The sequence below is a fragment of the Vibrio sp. McD22-P3 genome, from assembly GCF_021568915.1.
In the GTDB taxonomy this organism is placed as follows: domain Bacteria; phylum Pseudomonadota; class Gammaproteobacteria; order Enterobacterales; family Vibrionaceae; genus Vibrio; species Vibrio mediterranei.
This window is the reverse complement of the sequence record NZ_JAKGTN010000014.1, coordinates 102,933-123,569: the sequence shown is the minus strand read 5'-3', so window position 1 is coordinate 123,569 and position 20,637 is coordinate 102,933. Positions and strand designations below refer to the sequence as shown.

Annotated in this window: 18 protein-coding genes; 10 read left to right on the top strand and 8 right to left on the bottom strand. The window is 43.8% G+C overall.

Translation table 11 applies throughout. The features are described from left to right. Window positions 1-56: 56 nt before the first annotated feature. A complete protein-coding gene (locus L2W36_RS17295) occupies window positions 57-1,604 on the bottom strand; it encodes a glutamate synthase-related protein (RefSeq protein WP_031493132.1) in 1,548 nt (515 codons plus the stop codon). A gap of 112 nt (window positions 1,605-1,716) precedes the next feature. After that, window positions 1,717-2,433: a GntR family transcriptional regulator gene (locus L2W36_RS17290; RefSeq protein WP_236110761.1), complete on the bottom strand. Its 717-nt coding sequence runs from the start codon at window positions 2,431-2,433 to the stop codon at window positions 1,717-1,719. A gap of 247 nt (window positions 2,434-2,680) precedes the next feature. On the opposite strand from L2W36_RS17290, the gene L2W36_RS17285 reads away from it, so the two are divergent. Beyond that, entirely contained in the window at window positions 2,681-4,102 is a 1,422-nt protein-coding gene (locus L2W36_RS17285; RefSeq protein WP_038227121.1) for a glycoside hydrolase family 1 protein, read from the top strand. A gap of 71 nt (window positions 4,103-4,173) precedes the next feature. On the opposite strand, the gene L2W36_RS17280 is transcribed toward L2W36_RS17285, so the two are convergent. Then, on the bottom strand, window positions 4,174-4,806 hold the full coding sequence (locus tag L2W36_RS17280) for a response regulator (RefSeq protein WP_006069402.1): 633 nt from the start codon (window positions 4,804-4,806) through the stop codon (window positions 4,174-4,176). After that, complete coding sequence (narQ, locus tag L2W36_RS17275; protein ID WP_006069401.1) at window positions 4,793-6,517, bottom strand: nitrate/nitrite two-component system sensor histidine kinase NarQ; 1,725 nt, start codon at window positions 6,515-6,517, stop codon at window positions 4,793-4,795. The genes L2W36_RS17280 and narQ overlap by 14 nt, the downstream gene beginning before the upstream one ends. 240 nt (window positions 6,518-6,757) lie before the next feature. Here narQ and napF point away from each other — a divergent pair, with 240 nt between their 5' ends. The 7 genes from napF (at window position 6,758) to L2W36_RS17240 (ending at window position 14,657) form a co-directional block, all read left to right on the top strand. Next, window positions 6,758-7,237, top strand: coding sequence for a ferredoxin-type protein NapF (napF, locus tag L2W36_RS17270; RefSeq protein WP_124941315.1), 480 nt, complete (start codon window positions 6,758-6,760; stop codon window positions 7,235-7,237). A gap of 39 nt (window positions 7,238-7,276) precedes the next feature. Then, window positions 7,277-7,582 carry a chaperone NapD gene (locus L2W36_RS17265; RefSeq protein WP_006069399.1) on the top strand — a complete coding sequence of 102 codons (306 nt, stop codon included), beginning with the start codon at window positions 7,277-7,279 and terminating at the stop codon, window positions 7,580-7,582. After that, entirely contained in the window at window positions 7,579-10,068 is a 2,490-nt protein-coding gene (gene napA, locus L2W36_RS17260) for a periplasmic nitrate reductase subunit alpha (protein ID WP_062462048.1), read from the top strand. Before L2W36_RS17265 ends, napA begins: the two co-directional genes overlap by 4 nt. A 76-nt stretch (window positions 10,069-10,144) precedes the next feature. Beyond that, window positions 10,145-10,606 (top strand): nitrate reductase cytochrome c-type subunit, encoded by a 462-nt coding sequence (locus tag L2W36_RS17255; RefSeq protein WP_006069397.1) that lies wholly within the window; start codon window positions 10,145-10,147, stop codon window positions 10,604-10,606. Window positions 10,607-10,632: 26 nt separating this feature from the next. Further along, window positions 10,633-11,211: a NapC/NirT family cytochrome c gene (locus L2W36_RS17250; protein WP_006069396.1), complete on the top strand. Its 579-nt coding sequence runs from the start codon at window positions 10,633-10,635 to the stop codon at window positions 11,209-11,211. Between the two features lie 10 nt (window positions 11,212-11,221). After that, complete coding sequence (locus tag L2W36_RS17245) at window positions 11,222-11,356, top strand: TIGR02808 family protein (protein ID WP_006069395.1); 135 nt, start codon at window positions 11,222-11,224, stop codon at window positions 11,354-11,356. A 157-nt stretch (window positions 11,357-11,513) separates the two neighbouring features. Further along, complete coding sequence (locus tag L2W36_RS17240) at window positions 11,514-14,657, top strand: HD domain-containing phosphohydrolase (protein ID WP_236110760.1); 3,144 nt, start codon at window positions 11,514-11,516, stop codon at window positions 14,655-14,657. 72 nt (window positions 14,658-14,729) lie between these two features. On the opposite strand, the gene secF is transcribed toward L2W36_RS17240, so the two are convergent. The 3 genes from secF to L2W36_RS17225 all read right to left on the bottom strand — a co-directional run bounded on the left by secF (window position 14,730) and on the right by L2W36_RS17225 (window position 18,033). After that, window positions 14,730-15,632 carry a protein translocase subunit SecF gene (secF, locus tag L2W36_RS17235; RefSeq protein WP_006069393.1) on the bottom strand — a complete coding sequence of 301 codons (903 nt, stop codon included), beginning with the start codon at window positions 15,630-15,632 and terminating at the stop codon, window positions 14,730-14,732. A gap of 2 nt (window positions 15,633-15,634) precedes the next feature. Beyond that, complete coding sequence (gene secD, locus L2W36_RS17230) at window positions 15,635-17,458, bottom strand: protein translocase subunit SecD (RefSeq protein WP_088878764.1); 1,824 nt, start codon at window positions 17,456-17,458, stop codon at window positions 15,635-15,637. Window positions 17,459-17,565: 107 nt separating this feature from the next. Then, window positions 17,566-18,033, bottom strand: a complete 468-nt coding sequence (locus L2W36_RS17225; RefSeq protein WP_236110759.1) for a hypothetical protein — start codon at window positions 18,031-18,033, stop codon at window positions 17,566-17,568. 158 nt (window positions 18,034-18,191) lie between these two features. Here L2W36_RS17225 and L2W36_RS17220 point away from each other — a divergent pair, with 158 nt between their 5' ends. Beyond that, window positions 18,192-18,587 carry a hypothetical protein gene (locus L2W36_RS17220; RefSeq protein WP_236110757.1) on the top strand — a complete coding sequence of 132 codons (396 nt, stop codon included), beginning with the start codon at window positions 18,192-18,194 and terminating at the stop codon, window positions 18,585-18,587. Between the two features lie 32 nt (window positions 18,588-18,619). Here the strand turns inward: L2W36_RS17220 and L2W36_RS17215 are convergent, their stop codons facing one another. Then, window positions 18,620-19,291 carry an SH3 domain-containing protein gene (locus L2W36_RS17215; RefSeq protein ID WP_236110756.1) on the bottom strand — a complete coding sequence of 224 codons (672 nt, stop codon included), beginning with the start codon at window positions 19,289-19,291 and terminating at the stop codon, window positions 18,620-18,622. A 377-nt stretch (window positions 19,292-19,668) separates the two neighbouring features. On the opposite strand from L2W36_RS17215, the gene L2W36_RS17210 reads away from it, so the two are divergent. Next, window positions 19,669-20,628 (top strand): phosphate/phosphite/phosphonate ABC transporter substrate-binding protein, encoded by a 960-nt coding sequence (locus tag L2W36_RS17210; RefSeq protein ID WP_236110754.1) that lies wholly within the window; start codon window positions 19,669-19,671, stop codon window positions 20,626-20,628. Window positions 20,629-20,637 lie beyond the last annotated feature (9 nt).

Sequence of the window (20,637 nt, the reverse complement as noted above, 5' to 3'; positions counted from 1 at the left end):
GGTACTCAACTGGACAAATGGTGAGTTCGTCCAGCTGAATAATAAGGCGTTAGATACTAGGTTGAACCTTCTTCATATCCAGCATAGGCAATGCCGGAAAGCCGTGCCATATTATGATTCCAAGTAGCAAGGTCGTGTTTGTTGAACTTACTCAAATCATCATGACCACAGGCTCTCGCCATCACTTGCATGAGTTCCACCGACGCCTCAAAGAAGTTTTTTAATTGATGGGATGCTTTTTCAACATTGAGTCGTTGCCTCAAATCGGCTTTTTGCGTCGCGATGCCCGCAGGGCAATTATTGGTGTTACACATTCTCGCAGCGACACAACCGATAGATTGCATTGCACTATTTGATATCGCGACCCCATCAGCACCTAATGCGAGTGCTTTAACGAAATCCATCGGTACACGAAGACCACCAGTGATAATCAGCGTAACCCTGCCACTCGCACCTTGCTGATCCAGATAACGCCGCGCTCTGGCTAGGGCTGGAATAGTTGGCACACTGATATGATCCCGGAACATTTCCGGAGCCGCCCCCGTCCCCCCACCTCGACCGTCGAGAATGATGTAATCCGCACTGGCATCAAGCGCAAACTGAATGTCCTCTTCAATATGGTTTGCACTCAATTTAAACCCAATAGGAATACCTCCCGTAACTTCTCTCACTCTGTCAGCGAATCGTCTGAAGTCTTCAGCCGTATTCAGATCTTTAAATGTCGGAGGAGAGATAGCGGGTTCTCCTTCAGGAATACCTCTAACTTGAGAAATTTTGCCGATATTCTTGTTACCGGGAAGATGGCCTCCGGTGCCAGTTTTCGCCCCTTGTCCGCCTTTGAAATGAAACGCTTGCACCGATTTGAGTTTACTTTCATCGTAGCCAAATCCTGCGCTCGCCAACTCATAGAAATAACGCGAGTTTGCCGCTTGCTCCTCTGGCAGCATCCCCCCTTCACCCGAACAAATACCTGTACCGGCTAACTCCGCCCCCGTTGCTAATGATACCTTTGCTTCTTCTGACAGAGCACCAAAACTCATGTCCGAAACAAATAAAGGAATGTTAAGCTTCAGCGGCTTCTTGGCCTTAGGTCCAATGACCAATTCAGTCCCAACGGCAACGTCTTCAAGTAGAGGTTTCGTAGCCATTTGAGCAACCATAACTTGTATGTCATCCCAGTGGGGTAACAAATGCCTAGGCACGCCCATTGACGTCATTGGGCCATGATGTCCAAGCTTAGACAGCCCTTCACGGGCAAGTTGATGTATGAGTTCGACTGTTGGTTCTTCTTTCGTTTTAACCGCAACGGGCCCATCACTCGCCTTTTGGCTCACACCAGGCCCTTCTTGACCAACTTGCTCATCACTGAACTGTTTGTGGGAGCCATCGCAATATGGAAGGTTTGCTGAGTGCTTGCAACGACACAAATACGCATCGCCCGATTTATCAGCACTGAAGCTTTGTGGTTTGAACTCCGTTCCTGCATGTGAACCGTCGCAGTAAGGTTGGTTTTTTGAACGTCCACAAGTGCAAAAGTAATGCTCTTGTCCACCTTCTAGCTCAACCTTTATCGGCTTGTTATCGGCAATTATTGGTTTGCTCATAATGCTTATCCTTGTTATCCACACTTTCTATGAAGGGGTAACGATAAGCATAGGTCAAAAAACCAACGATAAGATACGTCCAAAGAATCGACAGAGCATCACGTTGGAAACGTTAGAGCTGAGTATCACTCTTTACATATGTCGTAGAGAACTCATAACTATCGCAAATGTGCCTAGCCACTGAATATTCGAAGATTTGTCCGTTATCTAGATAGGCATTTTGGGCCACATTCACTAGATGTTCCCCTATAGGAACACTGAGGTAGTCCGCCTCTTCGACGTTAGCGTTGACAATCGTGATGCGTAAATTAGCGCTATGAATAGTAAGCTTCAGTTTGTCAGATATGTAGCCATATATCGAGTCTTTGACATGTTCGATAGCTAAGCTAGGGACAATTTTTGCTGACAGATAGATATACTCAACGATTGATGGCACGCCATCTAATACTCTGATTCGCGTTATGTCATAAACTGGATCGTCAACGTTGCATTTTAGTTTTTCCGCTATCAACGCGTTTGCGGGCACGGAACTGAATTTAATAACGCGAGTGTGAACAGTTTTACCTTTATCTTGGGCTCGTTTTTTGGTTCCAAGTAAGTGAGAGTCAGATACAGCATCAGGCTTTTGTTTAACGAATGAGCCAGCTCCGCGCTTACGTACTACCAGCCCTTCTTTCACTAGGAAGTCCATGGCTTTTTTGATGGTTATTTCACTGCATTCAAACTCCGCGGCCAACGATCTGCCATCTGGGAGCTTTTCCTCCGACGAGTACTCTCCAGAAAGAATACGTGTCTTCATTTCACTATAAATGCCCTGATATTTAATCATTTTTCAATGCCTATGCTATCCAATATACATCGGCAAATAACCTGCCTTTACTCTTTGCCCCAAGGGTACTTCCTTCTGTATCAAGAAACAAGCAACGATACAAAACCATATTTAATTTAGTCTAAACTTCATCATAAATCGCCAATAAAAGTGATCAAAATCACTATATTGAGCATATATATTTGTAAAACCATATGGTTTTAATAATATCACTTTAAAGAGATTAGTATTTAAAACTGGAGTAATCATGGCATTTCAAGAGAATTTCCTATGGGGCAGTGCGTCTGCGGCGTATCAGATTGAAGGCGCAGCTAACTTAGACGGTAAAGGTGACTCCATTTGGGACGTCTACTCTCGTGTACCTGGCAACACATTCAAAGACACCACGGGGGAAGTAGCGATCGACTTCTACCATAAGTACGAAGAAGATATTGAGTTGATGCGCGAAATGGGTTTAAAAGCTTATCGCTTTTCAGTCGCTTGGACTCGCATCATGCCTGATGGCCGTACTATTAATCCTAAAGGCATCGAGTTCTATCACAACGTTATTAATAAACTTATCGAATGTGGTATCACACCGATCCTAACAATCTACCACTGGGATCTTCCTCAAGCCCTACAAGATGAATACCAAGGTTGGGAAAGCCGTAAGATTCTGGCTGACTTTACCAAATATTGTGAAGTCCTGTTTACCGAGTACGGTGAAAAAGTACCGTACTGGGTTTGTATGAACGAGCAAAACATCTTTACTAGTCTTGGCTATGTTCAAAAAATCCATCCGCCAAAGGTTTCCGATTATCAGCGTTTTATTAATGCTAACCACATTGCAAGTCTTGCAAATGCTAATGCGGTAAAACGATTTAAGGAAATGGGCCTGCCGGGTCAGATCGGAGCGAGCTTCGCTTATAGTCCGACCTACTCTAAAACTGCTTCTCCAGAAGATGTTATCGCGGCTGAAAACGCACAAGAAATCCAAGATTTGCTTTGGATGGATGTCTACGCAAAAGGCGCATATCCAAAGATTGGCCTAAAGCTTCTAGAACGACTTGGTATTCATATCGACTTTCAAGATGGTGACAAAGAGCTGCTAAAAGCCGGTATCTGCGACTTCATGGGACTAAACTACTATCAGTCCGCTACGTTTGTAGCTCCAGAAAATAAGGCTGAGACCGCTCAAACAGGTAATGCTGCTCAAGTCTCTGTGGTTTCCGATGTTGCGGCTATCCCAACAGACAAATACTACGTACGCGCTGATAACGAACATCTAAAAATGACTGATTGGAACTGGGCCATTGATCCTGAGGGACTGCGCGTCGCCCTTCGCCGCATTACATCACGCTATAACCTTCCAATTCTTATTAGCGAAAACGGCCTTGGTGCTTATGACACACTAACGGAAGATGGCAAAGTTCATGATGACTACCGCATTGACTTTCTAAAAGCGCACGTAGAAGCAATTGGAGATGCGATTGACGATGGTTGTGAAGTTATTGGCTACTGTACTTGGTCTTATCAGGACTTGTTCAGTTGGTTAAACGGCTATGCGAAGCGTTATGGGTTCGTGTATGTTGACCGTGATGAAGAAAGCGAAAAAGAACTGAAACGCTACAAAAAAGACAGCTTCTACTGGTATCAAAAAGTCATTGAATCTAACGGTGAAACTCTTTAGTTTTCACGAAAAAGGTCTAGCTTGAGCTAGACCTTTTTATCATTACAACCAAGAATTTAGCTACGCCATGACTACTTAATTTCACCAAAGCGCTCTAAGTAAAGAATGGTGGCTGCAGTTCTTGAAGGAACTTGCAACTTTCTCAGCAAACTCTTCATGTGCACTTTAACCGTTGACTCAGAAATGAACAGTCGGTCGGCAATTTGCTTGTTTCTAAACCCTTTCGCTACCTCTTGAAGAATCTGCATTTCACGCTCAGTCAGTGTCGCGAAAACATCACTGGTATTGGCTCTCTCTTCAAGGTACTTCTCGATGGCAGAACTGAAAGCTTTATTGCCTGATGTCAGCCCACGAAGCAGTTCAATGATTTCATCTGGCTCGGTATCTTTAAGTAGATACCCATCAGCACCTGCTTTTACTAAGGCATCGATATCCGCTGGAATATCAGAGACGGTAAGAATGACAATGTGTCCCTGAAAGTCATCTTCTCTTAGTGCTTTGAGCGTATCCAAACCTGACATACCCTTCATATTAAGATCGAGTAAGATCAAGTCCGGTTCATGTTCTTTTGCCAACGCAATTGCATCCGAGCCATTGCTGGCTTCCGCAACAATCCCAAAATCGTCTTCAAAGCTGAGTAACTGTCCAATACCACGCCTCATTAAAGGGTGGTCGTCGACTAACATGACTTTACATTCGCTCACTTAGTGGCTCCTTACTTCTTTGAAACGTTAATACCACCTCACAACCATCGTTTTCGGCGGAATTTATAGCAAGTTCTGCATTAAGTCGAGCTGCACGCTCTTTCATAATGCTCATACCATAATGGTCTAATTTCTGTATATTTTGGTCGAACCCTACACCATCGTCTTTTATTTTAACAGTAACAAGGGCATTTTCATCTTCGAAACAAGTCACTTTTATAAATGAGGCCTGTGCGTGCTTCATCGCATTAAGTACGGCCTCACGAATAAGTTGTAAGATATGGACTTGTTCGTTTGCTCCTAACTCCAAAGACGACATTTGATTATCGAGTTCTATCTCAGCCTCAGTTTGTTCATCCAATTGATGAAGCATCTCAGTAATTGCTTCACCAAACGTCCCTTCTTTAATCGATAGTCGGAAAGTCGTCAGCAATTCTCGCAACTGAACGTAGGCGTTATCCAATCCCTCACGTATGTCATTCAACACTAGTTGAGAGCGACTTGATGACGAGTCAGTTAATTCCTTAGAAATAGAACGGTTTAGTAGTGTAACCTGAATTTTTAAGTAAGACAGTGACTGAGCGAGTGAATCGTGAAGCTCTCTGGCAATCGTCGCCCGCTCTTCCATTAATATAATCTGTTCGGTTTGACGTTGAGCTTTGTTGTAGTATATCGCTCGCGATAAAATTTGAACGAAGTTATCTATTAATTTTTCATCTGGACAAGGCAAGCCTACTTGATATCTGAGTTGGCCCAGTTCTTCACCATCCAAGTGCAATGGCCTTACCCTTTCCGCTTTCCCATTGAAAGTACCTTCCGTAGCAATCCAAGGATTACCTTCCACCTCAGAAACTTTTATTTCTACCGCTGAAATACCTTCAACACTGTAGATATAAGTTAATATGGCTCGGAAGTTCTCATGGGAAATTCGTGTTGCTGTTAGTTCTTGTGACGATTGATAAAGCACTTGCAGTGATTGGTGTGCATGTTGAAGCTTATGGGTTTTTTCATTTACCGCTTGTTCTAATCCACGATATAACTTGCCAAGATCTTTGGCCATATTTCTAAATGCGTTACCTAAGATCCCGAGTTCATTGTCAGAACGAACATCAACCTCAACATCAAACGAACGGTTTTGAATCTGTTCACTGGCAGAAATTAGCTGCCCCAAAGGTCGAACAATTTGCTTTCTTACAAACAGTACGACATACACGGCCACCAGTAGAATTCCGCCCAAACCAACTCCGCCAGCCCATGCCAAACGGATTAACTTGTTTTCGGAATGCTCTTGAAGCTCCAATACAAATAAGTCTATACGGTCCACAAAATCAGCGACTAGCAATAGATACTGTTCTCTATCATCACTGGACAGTACAGATTTGAGTTCATGCCAACGGATAATGAGATTGTAATAATCCTGCGTGATTTTCTCAGGTACATCCCATGACTGCAGGGCTTTCATTGAAGGAGAATAAAGGGAACGCTCAAACTGCTCGACATGTAAATAATAGAGTGGCGAATCTGATTGCATATCATAGGCTAATCGATAACTCTGCATTCGCATCGAACCGGAAACGTTGACGGCCTCAGCATCGTTTAAACTAGATGCTAACGTCAAAATAGCAAAGTTCGTTGTTGCTAAGGAAAGCAACAAGATGAGTATCATTGCTTTCGCTATTGTGCCGGTTACAGATTTATTCGGCTTCTTCATGACTCACTAATCTCACTTCACTTGTTTCAATCTATTCATAAGTACCGAAAACCGGACTCACACTATCGCTATCTATTGTCGGTAATTTATTGATCCAAAACAAGGATGGCCCCTATTTAACCCCTAAGAGGTATTTATCCAATTATGTCCAAACTTACAATTTATATGAATGTAAATTAAAGATTGTTAACAGATTTTTTGAACTAGACTTTTTGTAGACAGTTTTTATTGGTGAGATGAATGGTTGATATTTCCAAGCGTCGCTTTTTCACAAGAAAGCAGATCAATACTAAGCAAGCTAGGCTCCCTTGGGTAAAGGATTTAGCAACGTTCACTGACCAATGCACTCGTTGTGGTAAATGCATTAACGTGTGTGAAACGCAAATTATCAAGAGCGGTGATGGTGGCTATCCTGCGGTCAACTTCTCAATTGATGAATGTACGTTTTGTTACAAGTGTGCAGAAATCTGTCCAGAGCCTATATTTAATGATAGGGACGCCACACCTTGGAACGCAAAAGCAGAGATCGACACTCAGTGTTTAGCGCAAAACAACATCGAGTGCCGTAGTTGTGGTGATAGTTGTGAAACTATGGCTATCACTTTCAAGTTAAGAGTGGGCGGTGTCGCTTTACCCCAATTAGAGTTAGGGGACTGTAACGGATGTGGAGCATGTGTTTCTGTATGTCCGAGTTCTTCTATCTCGGTGAGTAATGTCTAGTTCGAAGCAAAATTAAAATAAAACAAGAGAAAAAGATTTATGTCACTAAACGAAGTGCACATTTCTAGTTTGGTAGTACATTGCAAGGCTGAGCACCTTGCAGAAATCAAAGCGCAAATCGAACAATTCGATAACGCGGAGATCTACGGAGACAGCGAGGACGGCAAGATTATTGTTGTTCTGGAAACCGAGAATCAGGGTTTCGTCACCGACACAATTGACGCTATCAACAACCTACCGAATGTCCTTAACGCGGCCTTGGTTTATCACCAAATCGAGCACGGGTTAGATGACGATGAAAATAACACTGGAAGTAACCATTCCCAATTAGAGGGTGAAGTATGAAAATGACAAGACGTGCGTTTGTGAAAGCAAACGCAGCGGCATCAGCGGCAGCGGTAGCGGGTATTACCCTTCCTGCATCGGCTACCAACCTGATTGCTAGCTCCGACCAAACAAAAATTACCTGGGATAAAGCTCCTTGTCGTTTCTGTGGTACAGGCTGTTCTGTACTGGTAGGGACGCAAAACGGTAAAGTTGTTGCAACCCAAGGTGACCCAGAGGCGCCAGTAAACAAGGGTCTAAACTGTATCAAGGGTTACTTCCTCTCTAAGATTATGTACGGAAATGACCGTCTAACTCAGCCACTACTTCGTATGAAAGATGGCAAATTTGATAAAGACGGCGACTTCACTCCAATTTCTTGGGACCAAGCGTTCGATATTATGGCTGAGAAGTGGAAAGCTTCACTAAAAGCGAAAGGCCCAACAAGTATCGGTATGTTTGGCTCAGGCCAATGGACCGTTATGGAAGGTTATGCTGCAGCTAAGATGATGAAAGCGGGCTTCCGTTCAAACAACATTGACCCTAACGCACGTCACTGTATGGCGTCAGCGGTAGTTGGTTTCATGCGTGCTTTTGGTATCGATGAGCCAATGGGTTGTTACGACGACTTCGAAAATGCGGACGCGTTCGTACTTTGGGGTTCGAACATGGCAGAAATGCACCCAGTTCTTTGGACTCGTATCACTGACCGTCGCTTAAGCCACCCACATGTTCGTGTAAACGTACTTTCTACGTACTACCATCGTTCGTTTGAGCTTGCTGACCACGGTTACATTTTCAACCCTCAGTCTGACCTTGCTATTGCAAACTTTATCGCGAACTACATCATTCAAAACGATGCAGTGAACTGGGATTTTGTTAACAAGCACACCAACTTCAAGCAAGCTGAAACTGATATCGGTTACGGTCTGCGTGACGATGATCCACTGCAAAAAGCAGCGGCTCACCCGAACTCAGGCAAAATGTCAGACATTACGTTTGAACAATACAAAGCCTCTGTCGCACCTTACACTGTAGAAAAAGCTTCTGAAATATCTGGTGTTGAACCAGAGAAGTTGATTGAGCTTGCTAAGCAATATGCTGATCCAAACGTTAAGGTTATGTCTCTTTGGACTATGGGTATGAACCAACATACTCGTGGTGTATGGATGAACGGTCTAGTTTATAACATCCACCTACTAACCGGTAAGATCGCAACTCCGGGTAACAGCCCATTCTCACTAACAGGCCAGCCATCAGCATGTGGTACAGCCCGTGAAGTTGGTACCTTTGCGCACCGTCTACCAGCAGACATGGTTGTAGCAAATCCTAAGCACCGTGCGATTGCTGAGAAAGAGTGGAAGCTTCCAGAAGGGACTATTCCACCAAAACCAGGCTTCCATGCAGTGTTGCAAGATCGAATGCTACACGATGGCGTATTGAACTGCTATTGGATTCAATGTAACAACAACCTGCAAGCAGGTCCGAATATTAACGAAGAACGTCTTCCTGGTTACCGTAACCCTGAAAACTTCATTGTTTGTTCTGACCCTTATCCTACAGCGACTGCACAAGCGGCTGATTTGATTCTTCCTACCGCAATGTGGATCGAAAAAGAAGGCGCTTACGGAAACGCAGAGCGTCGCACTCAAGCTTGGTATCAACAAGTTGAGACGGTTGGAGAAGCTAAGTCTGACCTATGGCAGGTAATGGAGTTCTCGAAACGCTTCAAGATGGAAGAAGTTTGGCCAGAAGAGTTACTCGCGAAAGCGCCAGAGTACCGCGGTAAAACCATGTACGACATGCTGTTCAAGAACGGCCAAGTTGATAAGTACCCTATCGAAGAAGCTCGTGAGCTTAACGATGATGCTCACCACTTCGGCTACTACGTTCAAAAAGGCCTGTTCGAAGAGTACGCGGCATTTGGTCGTGGTCATGGTCACGATTTGGCTCCATACGATGTTTATCATCAAGTTCGTGGTCTACGTTGGCCGGTTGTTGATGGCAAAGAAACATTGTGGCGTTACAAAGAAGGCTCAGATCCATATGCGAAAGCAGGTTCTGGTTGGGACTTCTATGGTAAACCAGACGGTAAAGCTCTGATTATTTCAGCACCGTATGAAGCGCCACCAGAAGTGCCAGATGAAGAATTCGACCTATGGCTATGTACTGGCCGTGTTCTTGAGCACTGGCATACAGGTACTATGACTCGCCGTGTACCTGAACTGTACAAAGCCGTGCCAGATGCAGTGTGTTATATCCACCCTGAAGATGCTAAGTCTCGTGGCCTTCGCCGTGGTGATGAAGTAGTGATGGCTAATAAACGTGGTGAAGTACGTGTACGTGTTGAGACTCGTGGCCGTAACCGTCCGCCAAAAGGTTTGGTATTCGTACCATTCTTCGATGCTCGTATCCTAATCAACAAGTTGATTCTTGATGCGACTGACCCTCTGTCTAAACAGACAGACTTCAAGAAGTGCCCTGTGAAGATCACGAAAGTGGCTTAACAGAGACAATATTGAAACGTGGCTGCTTCAATAGAAGTGGTCACCGAAGAATTAGCCTTAAGGCGGAGATAACAAAATGAAAAAACTGATTGTCGCTATTCTCTCTGTTGGTGCACTGATTGCAGGTGTTGCGCAAGCAGAATTGAATAATCCGGGTGGAACTGGTGGTCTAGATTCACTTCGTGGTAGTAGTAACCTTGAAGACACACGCCCAGCGGATGACTTCAAACATATTCCTAAAGACCAAGTGATTGAGAGTGATTACGTGTATCAGCCTCCACTGATCCCTCATCAAATTCGCAACTATGAAGTATCGCTTAACGCAAACAAATGCTTGGCTTGCCATAGCTGGAAAAACGCGAAAGAAGCAGGTGCGACTAAAATCAGCGTAACTCACTATATGAACCGTGAAGATGCTGTTTTAGCGGACGTTTCCCCTCGTCGTTATTTCTGCTTGCAGTGCCACGTTCCTCAGGTTGATGCACAACCGCTAGTAGGTAACGAGTTTGAGCGCGTAGATTCATTGCGTACTGAATAGCCACGAAGTATTAAGAGAGGCTATATATGAAATTTCTTAAAGCGTTTTGGACTCGTTTAAAGTCACCAAGTAAAGCAGCAGCTGGTGTTGTGCTATTCCTTGGTTTCGCCGGCGGTCTGCTATTTTGGGGTGCTTTCAACACGGGTATGGAAGCAACGAATACTGAAGAATTCTGTTCTGGATGTCACGCACCAATTGTTGCTGAAATCCAAGAGACAATTCACTATTCGAACCGCTCTGGTGTTCGTGCAATCTGCTCTGACTGTCACGTTCCTCACAACTGGACAGACAAAATTGTTCGTAAGGTTCAAGCTTCGAAAGAGTTGTTTGCACATTATGTGTTGAAAACCATCGATACTCCTGAGAAGTTCCAAGCACGACGTGGACACCTAGCTGAACGAGAATGGGCTCGACTCAAAGCTAATGACTCCCTTGAGTGTCGTAACTGTCATGAATTTGATTACATGGACTTTTCCGAGCAAGGCCCACGAAGCGTGCAGCAGCACTCTACTGCATTAGCGTCTGGCGATAAAACTTGTGTTGATTGCCACAAAGGTATCGCACACAAACTGCCTGATATGAAAGGTGTAGAAGGCTGGCAATAAGGAGCACTGAATGAGTACATTAGAATCGGTGATTTGGCACGTACTAGGTTATGCTGCAATGCCAGTCATCATTTTGTCGGGATTCGTTGGAGTCGCAGCCGTTTCGATATGGTTGCTGTCTCTCGGTAAAGACAAACAGCAATAAAGCTTTTAGCCCCGCTCATGCGGGGCTTTTTATTTTTCCCCTCTTAACCACATGATTTCTACTATAGTTAATTTACTCCAATAAAATGAAACAAATAGAGTAGAATCAGCTTATTAAAGCTCACGCTATCCCTCTGTTGTAGAAAGTGTCAGTGGTCATGTCCAAGAAAAACAAAACATCTAGCAAACTCTCCATACGCCGTGTTGTAGCGTTACTGTTTACTCTCGCTATCACAGCTACAGCCTTAATTTCGGCTACCGTCATTTATTCACTGACTAAAGAACGCGAAGTCAACCATGCCTTAGCGAACTATCAGTTGATTTCGTCATTGGTCTCACAGCGATTGGAACAGATCGATCAAGTCGGAGAGCAGTCTGCGGTTCAACTGGGATACCTACTGAGTACCCAGTTAAGCGAAAAGAGTCCTTCGGAACTAATTGAGCTGTTTGGAGCCACATTTCTCGGTAACCCATTTATCCATAGCATTTATATCGGATTTGATAATGATGACTTTCTTCAACTCATCAACCTGAAACCTAAATACATCTCCGATAAATTGAACCTACTTGAAGGCGAATCTTGGATGGTTATCGAACATTCCAATGATATCGACGGAAAGCGGGTCAAGCGCACACGATTCTACTTCGATAATTTTGAACTCAGTAGAGAGCAAGAAGAAGTCAGTATTTTTTACCCAACACAAAGGGGATGGTACACACGAGCCTCTGAAGAAGAGGTCTATAAAACCACACCTTATCTCTTTCACAACCTACGAGTCACTGGCCAGACATTTTCTCGTAAGATACCGAGCCTCAACGCTGTCATTGGCGTCGATATTGCTCTCGCTTCACTAAATGAACACTTTGAAGATAGCTTGTCTGATAATGTCGCGCTGGAGGGAGCAGATGCTTACATAACGGATGGTGAGGGTCGGATTATTGGCACCAATACTATATTAGACACGGCAAATAGCCAGCCCTTCATCGATAAAATGCCACTAACAAATACACAGCTTGATCTTGTTATCAACTCACCGGTGCTCAAAGTATCAAATCAATTAGATTGGGAGCCTATCGATTTTACTGTGGTTGGCAATCCGGACGGACTTGCCATCGACTTATTCACGCTAATCTCTGATGCCACCGGACTACAGTTTGAGTACATCAATGGTCGAAGTTGGCAGGAACTCGTTAACGACTTTCGTCTGGGCAAAATTGATATTCTGCAATCTATTGCTAGTGATAGTAATGTCTCTGACCACAGTATCGAAAGTGACATCCTATATTCTCTTGAGTACGCCATTGCTACGCATAAAAGCGCACCACATATAGCATCGTGGGATGACCTCAAAGGCAGAACAGTCGGCTTCCTTGGTGGTTGGTCTATTGTCGAGCAGTTGAGAAAAGATTACCCAAGTATTACCGTTTATGCCTACGATACTTATGATGAAGCGTTTGAAGATGTACAGACCCAGAAAATTGTAGGTATTGTTGATGTTGCACCTGTAATCAAAAGTAAAGTCGAAAAACTAATTAACTATTACTTGAAGACTCAGTCGTTAAAAAAACATCCAGCTTTTCCAACTGACTTCGTTTTTATTGCTAATGAGCAGCTTAAGCCGTACATAGAACTGATTAATCAAGCGCTAACCTATCTTGATCAGGAGAAAGTGCGTACCGTGTTAGCAGACAAATGGCTGAATAGCGACCAACACCACACTAGCCATATTCCTTCAAATCGGCTGCTATCTATGCTGGAAGATCCAAGTTTCCATGAAAAGATCTCCTCTGTCGATATGAAGGGACAAAAGCACTTTGTTTATATCACTGAAGTTAACGACACACCCCAAGAATATTTCGTACTCACCATACCGGAAAAGAAACTTCTAGGTAGTGCCTATCAGTACATTATCAATAGCTCTCTCTGGACCTTAGCGGCACTCGTTATCATGATTCCTCTTGTGTGGCGTATCAGCACTCCGATGTCCAGTCCGATTAAGAAATTACTCCTGCAAACCAAGCGAATTAAACACCGCCAATATAATAAAGTGAAGGCGTTCAACAGTTCTGTGCGGGAGGTGAATGAGTTATCTCATGCTATCTATGATATGTCGCAGTCTTTAGATGCATTTCAGCGCTCGCAGGATGCATTTATTGAGGCAATCATTCAGCTTATCGCGCGTGCCGTCGATGAGAAATCGCCTTACACAGGCGCACACTGTTTACGAGTCCCTGAGCTTGCGTTCCTCCTTAGCGACGCTGCAGAGCAATCGAACGACGGCATCTTTGAATCATTTGAGTTTGAAAACGAAGCCAAACGCAGAGAATTTCGCATTGCTGCTTGGTTGCACGATTGCGGAAAAATCACCACACCAGAGTATGTGGTCGATAAAGGAACCAAATTGGAAACTAACTATAACCGAATTCATGAAATTCGAACTCGATTTGAAGTGTTATGGCGCGATGCTGAAATTACAGCGCTAAACATTCAGTTAGAGCAGCCAAACTTGGCCACTGATGCGAAACAGAACCTAAAACAACGTCAAGAAGAACTCCTAGAGCAGTTTAGCTTCATTGCACAATTAAATGTTGGAAACGAGTTTATTAATGAGCAAGACAAAGTTCGCATTGTCGAAATAGGCAAACAAACCTGGACCAGCCACTTTGACCGTTACCTTGGTTTGTCACCGTTAGAAGAACAACGTCTATCTGCAGAAACGAGGTCGCCTGCTTGCGAGCCACTACTTAGCGATAGACCAGAGCATATCATCACTCGCTCTGCAGACTACGAGCTAGATGAACAGCTAGGCATCAATATGAACGTTCCTGAACACCTATATAACCTTGGCGAGATCTATAATCTCTCCATTTCAAGAGGAACATTGACGCAAGAAGAGCGCTTTAAAATTAACGAGCATATGATTGCTGGTATCAAGATGCTGAGCAGTATCCCTTTTCCTGAAGATCTCAAAAACGTGGAACGAATTGCTACCACTCACCATGAAACAATGAGAGGAGATGGCTACCCTAGACGTTTAACCGGGGACAAGTTGTCAATCCCAGAGCGTATCTTAGCCGTTGCGGATATTTTTGAGGCACTTACAGCTGCAGATAGACCTTACAAGAAAGCTAAAACCATCAGTGAGTCTTTGGATATTTTACATAAGATGGCTCTGGAAGAGCACGTTGACATGGAAGTATTCCAGTTATTTATTAAGAGTCGCGTATACATGACGTACTCGAAGCGATTCCTGGCCCCTACGCAGATTGATGAGGTGGATGAAAGTAAGTATCTCAGTTAAGAAACTTAACTGAGAACCAAAGAAAAAACCGCCAAATACTGGCGGTTTTTCGTATGCAATTACAAAAACTTTCTAAGGTGCTGTATCTATTTCTATCGGTTGGTAATGTTTCGATTCTAAGTGCAACCATTCTGGAATAACGGTACCCATTGAGATTGATGACCAAGTGCCGGAGAAAATACCAATAAACATTGCCGTAGCGAAGCCTTGCAATGCATCACCGCCCAATAACCAAAGTGCAGCAACGGTAATCAGAGTAGTACCAGAAGTCACCATTGTTCTCGCAAACGTCGCTATAACTGCTTGGTCACTTACATCAGCAGTTTGCTCATTTGGACGCAACTTCAGGATTTCACGAATACGGTCGGCAATAATAATCGAGTCATTGAGCGAGTAGCCCAAGATGGCTAAGATCGCAGCGAAAACCGTGAGGTTAAACTCCATCTGAGTCAACGCAAAAAAGCCCAACACTAAAATGACATCATGCAGAAGTGCCGCTAATGCGCCACTAGCCAAACGCCATTCGAATCGGAAGCTCAAGTAGCCTAAGATACAAAGCAAACAAACTAACAGCGCCAAACCGCCTTGGTCATAAAGGTCTTGACCAACCTGAGCACCAACAATACTGTCACTGACAATGGTAGAACCTGGATATGCCTTTAGCAGCGTTTCTTTGAACTCATTGTGTTTCGCTGCACCTTGGTCTGCAGCATAACGAATAGTCCAGCGCCCTTCTTCTCCTGACTGGGTAACTGTAATGCCATCGCCTAAAACGGGTTCTAGTGTCTGTTTCAGTTCATTTTGGCTGGTATTTGATGCCAGTTGCACCTCTGATACAACGCCACCGGTAAAATCCAAACCGAAGTTCAATCCTCTCATTCCAACGGCGATGATCGAAATCACGACCAAAGCAATGGAAAGCACATTAGTAAAATATCGAATGGAACGAATATTAGTTTTAAAGAAGTTTTTCATGATTAAACCCTCACCTCACGACGAGTGTCTCGTCCCCACTTCAAATTAATAATTGCACGCGATGCGAAAATGCCCGTGAACATGCTTGTTAGCAGACCAAGGCCTAGCGTTAATGCGAACCCTTGAATCGGACCATTACCAATGGCATATAGAATAACCGCCGTAATCATGGTGGTGATATTTGCATCCATAATGGTTGCCACTGCAGAGTTGAAACCCTGGTCTATTGCTTGAGCAAAGCTACGCCCTTCCGCCAATTTATCTCTGATACGTTCAAAAATAAGTACATTGGTATCTACCGCCATACCGACTGTAAGTACTAAACCAGCAATACCCGGAAGCGTTAAGATGGCACCTGGCACCAGTGCTATTAGACCTAATAAACAGCTCATATTCAGCACCAACGCCACATTGGCTACCCAACCTAATCGACGATACCAAAGCGCCATAAAGGTCAGAGTTAGTCCCATGCCTAATGCTAAAGCTGCAAAACCATTTTGGATATTTTCCGCACCGAGAGATGCGCCAATAGTACGCTCTTCAACAATGGTCACAGGCGCTGTCAGAGAGCCGGCACGAAGTAGCAGAGCTAGTTGCTGAGCTTCTTCCAAGTTACCCGAACCTGTAATACGGAACTGACTACCCAATTGGGATTGAATGGTTGCCACACTGATGACTTTTTCATTGCGCTGAGTTTCACCTCGTGCATCCACACCGTACTCGCGATAGACCGTCGCCATTGGCTTACCGATGTGCGTTGCAGAGAAATCGCTCATCATTTTGCCACCAGCATGGTCGAGGGAGATATCAACCTCAGGGCGATGCATTTGGTCAAAACCTACGCGAGCATTAACAATGTGCTCACCCGTCAATACTGGCTTCTTCACCAAAGTAACCGGTTTGCCTTGTTCGTCTTTCACTTTAAGCGTAGACACCGGGTTTGATGACGTGCTGACTTCATGGAAAGCCAAACTCGCAGTAGCACCAATCACGCGTTTTGCCAATGATGGGTCTTGAACACCTGGAAGTTCGATACGAATACCTGATTCGCCTTGACGCTGAACCATTGCTTCCGTGATACCTAATTCTTCAATACGCTGGCGCATGATTTTTAGGTTTTGCTGCATGGTTAGATTTTGGAAATCTGCATAGTTCTGAGCTTTCATCTTAATAGATAGCTCATCCCCTTCTCCCTTCGCTTGCCATTCTGGGTAGTTAGCATTCACAAATTTACGAACAGCAATCTCACCTTCGCTGTCTTTTGAAGTAACACGAATACCCGTATCAGTGTCAGGGCGTACTTGTACACCGAAGATACGTTCTTTACGCAAGTCTTGCTTAATCTCATCGACCACTGCATCACGCTGCTCAGAAACCGCCTGGTCTACGTCAACGTTCAATAAGAATTGAACGCCACCTCGTAAGTCCAAACCAAGTTTAATTGGGGTAAAGCCCATCGTTTGGAGCCATTCGGGTGCGACTGATGTGTAAGAGTAGGACATGCTGTCATCCTTACCCACCCACTCCCCAAGGGCATTTCGAGCCTTGGTTTGCTCCGCTTCATTGTCAAATACAAGTTGAGCGACATTGCTTTCCATGCTGACCGACTCTGGTTTGATACCGTCATCATGAAGCAAGGAATTGATTTTGAATACCGAGTTTAAATGCTCGTTGTGCTCGCTCACTTTCAGCTCAATAGCAGGCTTCTCGCCGTACCAAGACGGTAGTGCACTAAGAGTCAAGACCACACAGGTCACGACAAGAACGATATATTTCCAAGTAGAGTATTTGTTTAATACTGCTCTCGGTTGAGGCTTTTTACGCATAGTTTTCCCTCAGCGTTATGCTGAACTTTTAATACAGATAAGCACACCTACTATTCTCCAAGTATTACATTGGAGTAGAGGTGGATAGATTTATGGTTGAAAACGGACTATGCGTATTGGGTATTCAGGAAAACGTAGAGCGTGTTGCCATCTTTCCAACCACTGATACGGTGGTTGCTTTGGACATAATTAAGGAAGAAAGGGGTTATCAGCGCTTCATTAACGGCAGCACTGCGTAACTCTTGTTGGCCATTACAACTGTAATCGAACACCACACTATAAGTAGGCGTTTCTAATTCATGGTTCTCATTGTTGTTACCAGTCCAACGCCAGACGGTGAGTATCGCCTTAGCATCGTGGTCGCCAAATGACTTTGATTTCGGCTTTTGAGGAGTTGGGTTTTGTCTGGTTGTCTGGCCAAGTCTGGTTGAAACACCAAGTGAAGCTTGATCTTCCCATAGAGAAATACCAGAAGATGAGTTCTGTGGATTTGCCGATTCAGACGCAGCAACACCTAGCGGAGCGAAAAACGCAACAACCAGAGAAACGATAAACTGCAAATAGAACTTAGACAAAAAACTAGCCTCATGACACCAAGATCTGCATTATCTGCCTATGTTGCCTCAAAGACAAATAAAAAATACTAAATCGAATATTAGAAACCGTTTACTTCATGTTGAGGTAATAAATGTCGCAAACTATAGTCAAAGAGTAACGATAGAAAGGAATGACAATGGAACTGTCACAAAATGAAAAATTGACCTTAGTAAAGTACGCATTAAACGTACTCGATGGATGGGGTGCATCTAATTTACAGACAGAAGCCATTTTAGAAATTTCGCCTGAGCAGCATGCTCGCTTAAAAGTTACGCCTGCCACTGTCCCTATTGGTCCTTCAACACTTGAGCGTGTTCACTTAGTGGTTGAAATTGATGGCCTACTGCGTAACGCGTTCGAAAGCTCTCATTTCATCAACAACTTCATTAATGTCAGAAACACTGCCAAAAACTTAAACGGTTACGCGCCCATAGAGCATATCGAGAGAGGCGACCTCACCGCTCTTAAGCGCCTCAAACAGTATGCTAAAGAGATGGCTCGTAATGCAGAACGGGAACAGGACGACTATTAAACTATTGGTGGTAATATTCTTATCACAGCAGATTAAAATAACTCTCCTGTCGCGACATTCAAATAAACTTTATTCTCCGATTCAATCCCACCACAGTAGGTAAAATAAACACTGTCTTGATGATTGATCGATTTTACCCAACCACTTAGTTCTTCAAAATCAGACAATCGACATCGCTTTTGCTTCACCAGTTTAGTGGAAGCATCAAAGAATTTTTCTTGATAGAGCATAAAGTCGTCACTGCCTTCGATGTAGTCCGTTAAGACATTTAACCAACGCTCGCCACTCAGGTTAACCTCTTTAGTCACTAGGTGCTTTGTATTTACCCACTGAGATATTTCTTCCGCCCCTTCCCCGAGTTGATAAATAGGCGCGATGCGTATCCACTCACCCTCTCTCTCAAGAACTTTCAACTTTTCACCATAGTACGCCACACCATCAGGTGCAGAGGCGAGATCGGGTTGAGTAAGGACGTTCTCGAATGATCTCGCCACAAAATAGTATTCTGGTAAAGGAGGCGGACTGGGTTGTTCAACAACAATGTCAGAAGGCGAATCATCGCTTGTATTCTGTAAATCAGGATGTGTTCGAGGCACAATCGCTTCTGTCTCATCTTGATTGAAATAGCCCAGATAATAAGCAATACCAAGACCAGCTAATACTAGCGTTACGACAGCTAATACAATAACCACTACCTTTTTCACAACTGACCCATTTTATCTAATGCTTGTTATTCGTTATCGGCAACAAGGGCGAATAATTAACTCAGGATTCTAGCAGATAATCACACTTCGCTAAATTCGCGCTTTAAATCATCCAGCAATACATATAAATACATTCATTAAGTTAATGAATGTGCTAGTATTTCTGCAATGTTTACTTCGTCTGTATTTACTGCAACAGAACGACTATATTTCAATCAATAGAGCACCGAGCGCTGGTTTGCGCTCCCCATTACTTAATGTAATGTAGAGCAACTAAGCTGGTCGATTAGGGTATACCTAAGTCAGTGATTAAACTCGATTTCAAGATCAAATCGACTAGTATAGGTTTAGCACTATTGTGTAAGGGTTAGTTATTAATGCGCTTAAAGTTGTTATTAGGACTACTGATTTCTCAGTTTGTATTTGGCATTACTATCGTCAGTGCCAATACTAACGCAAGGAACAGTATAGAGGATGGTAAAACATTCACTATAGGGGTACTCAGTAGCAAAGCCCGAAAGCATATTGGTTTCTCTGCGCCACTTGCCAGGTACCTGGCTGACAATCTTCGTCAATATGGGTATACGAAAGCCGAGGTCAAGGTAACCAAATCGGCATTAGAGCTCGGACAATGGTTGGATTCTGGAGAAATAGATCTGGTATCTGAAACTCTGTTTGCTGCACTCGCTTTACAAAGCGAACATAATGGTGAAATTATTCTTCGACGTTGGAAAAAAGGTGAATTTGAATACCACACCGTGTTTTTTGCCCGCAAGGACAGCGATATCAATTCATTGTCCGATCTAACCGGGAAAACTATTGCTTTAGAAGACCAAAGCTCGACCTCCGGGTTTTACTTGCCGATGAAAACACTGAGTGAACATCATCTAGCCCCAACACGTTTCGCGAGCTCCTTTACTCCAGTTCTAAAAGATAAAGTTGGTGTCGTACTGACAGGAGACGTTCTTCGTAAAGCAGATGAAATCTCGTTATCAACCTGGGTCTATCGTTCTCAAGTAGATGCGGCCGCTTTCTCTAATGCTAATTGGGACGATTTGGGAGATATGCCTCAACATATAAAGTCGACCATGAAAATTTTCTATCGTACAGAAAGTGTTCCTCGTAGTGTCATGGTTATCAGAAACGACCTACCAACAGAGGTAAAACAGACCGTTAAAGATACATTGCTCAACGCAGACTCGGATCCGATGGGCGCTGCTGCACTTGCACAGTTTCAGAAAACGGCAAAGTTTGATGAGATACCTGCATCCCAGCTCACATTATTTCCACAATACAACGCCGCTCGTCTTCAAGTCGAAGAAGCATGGTTCAACTGATTTAGGGTA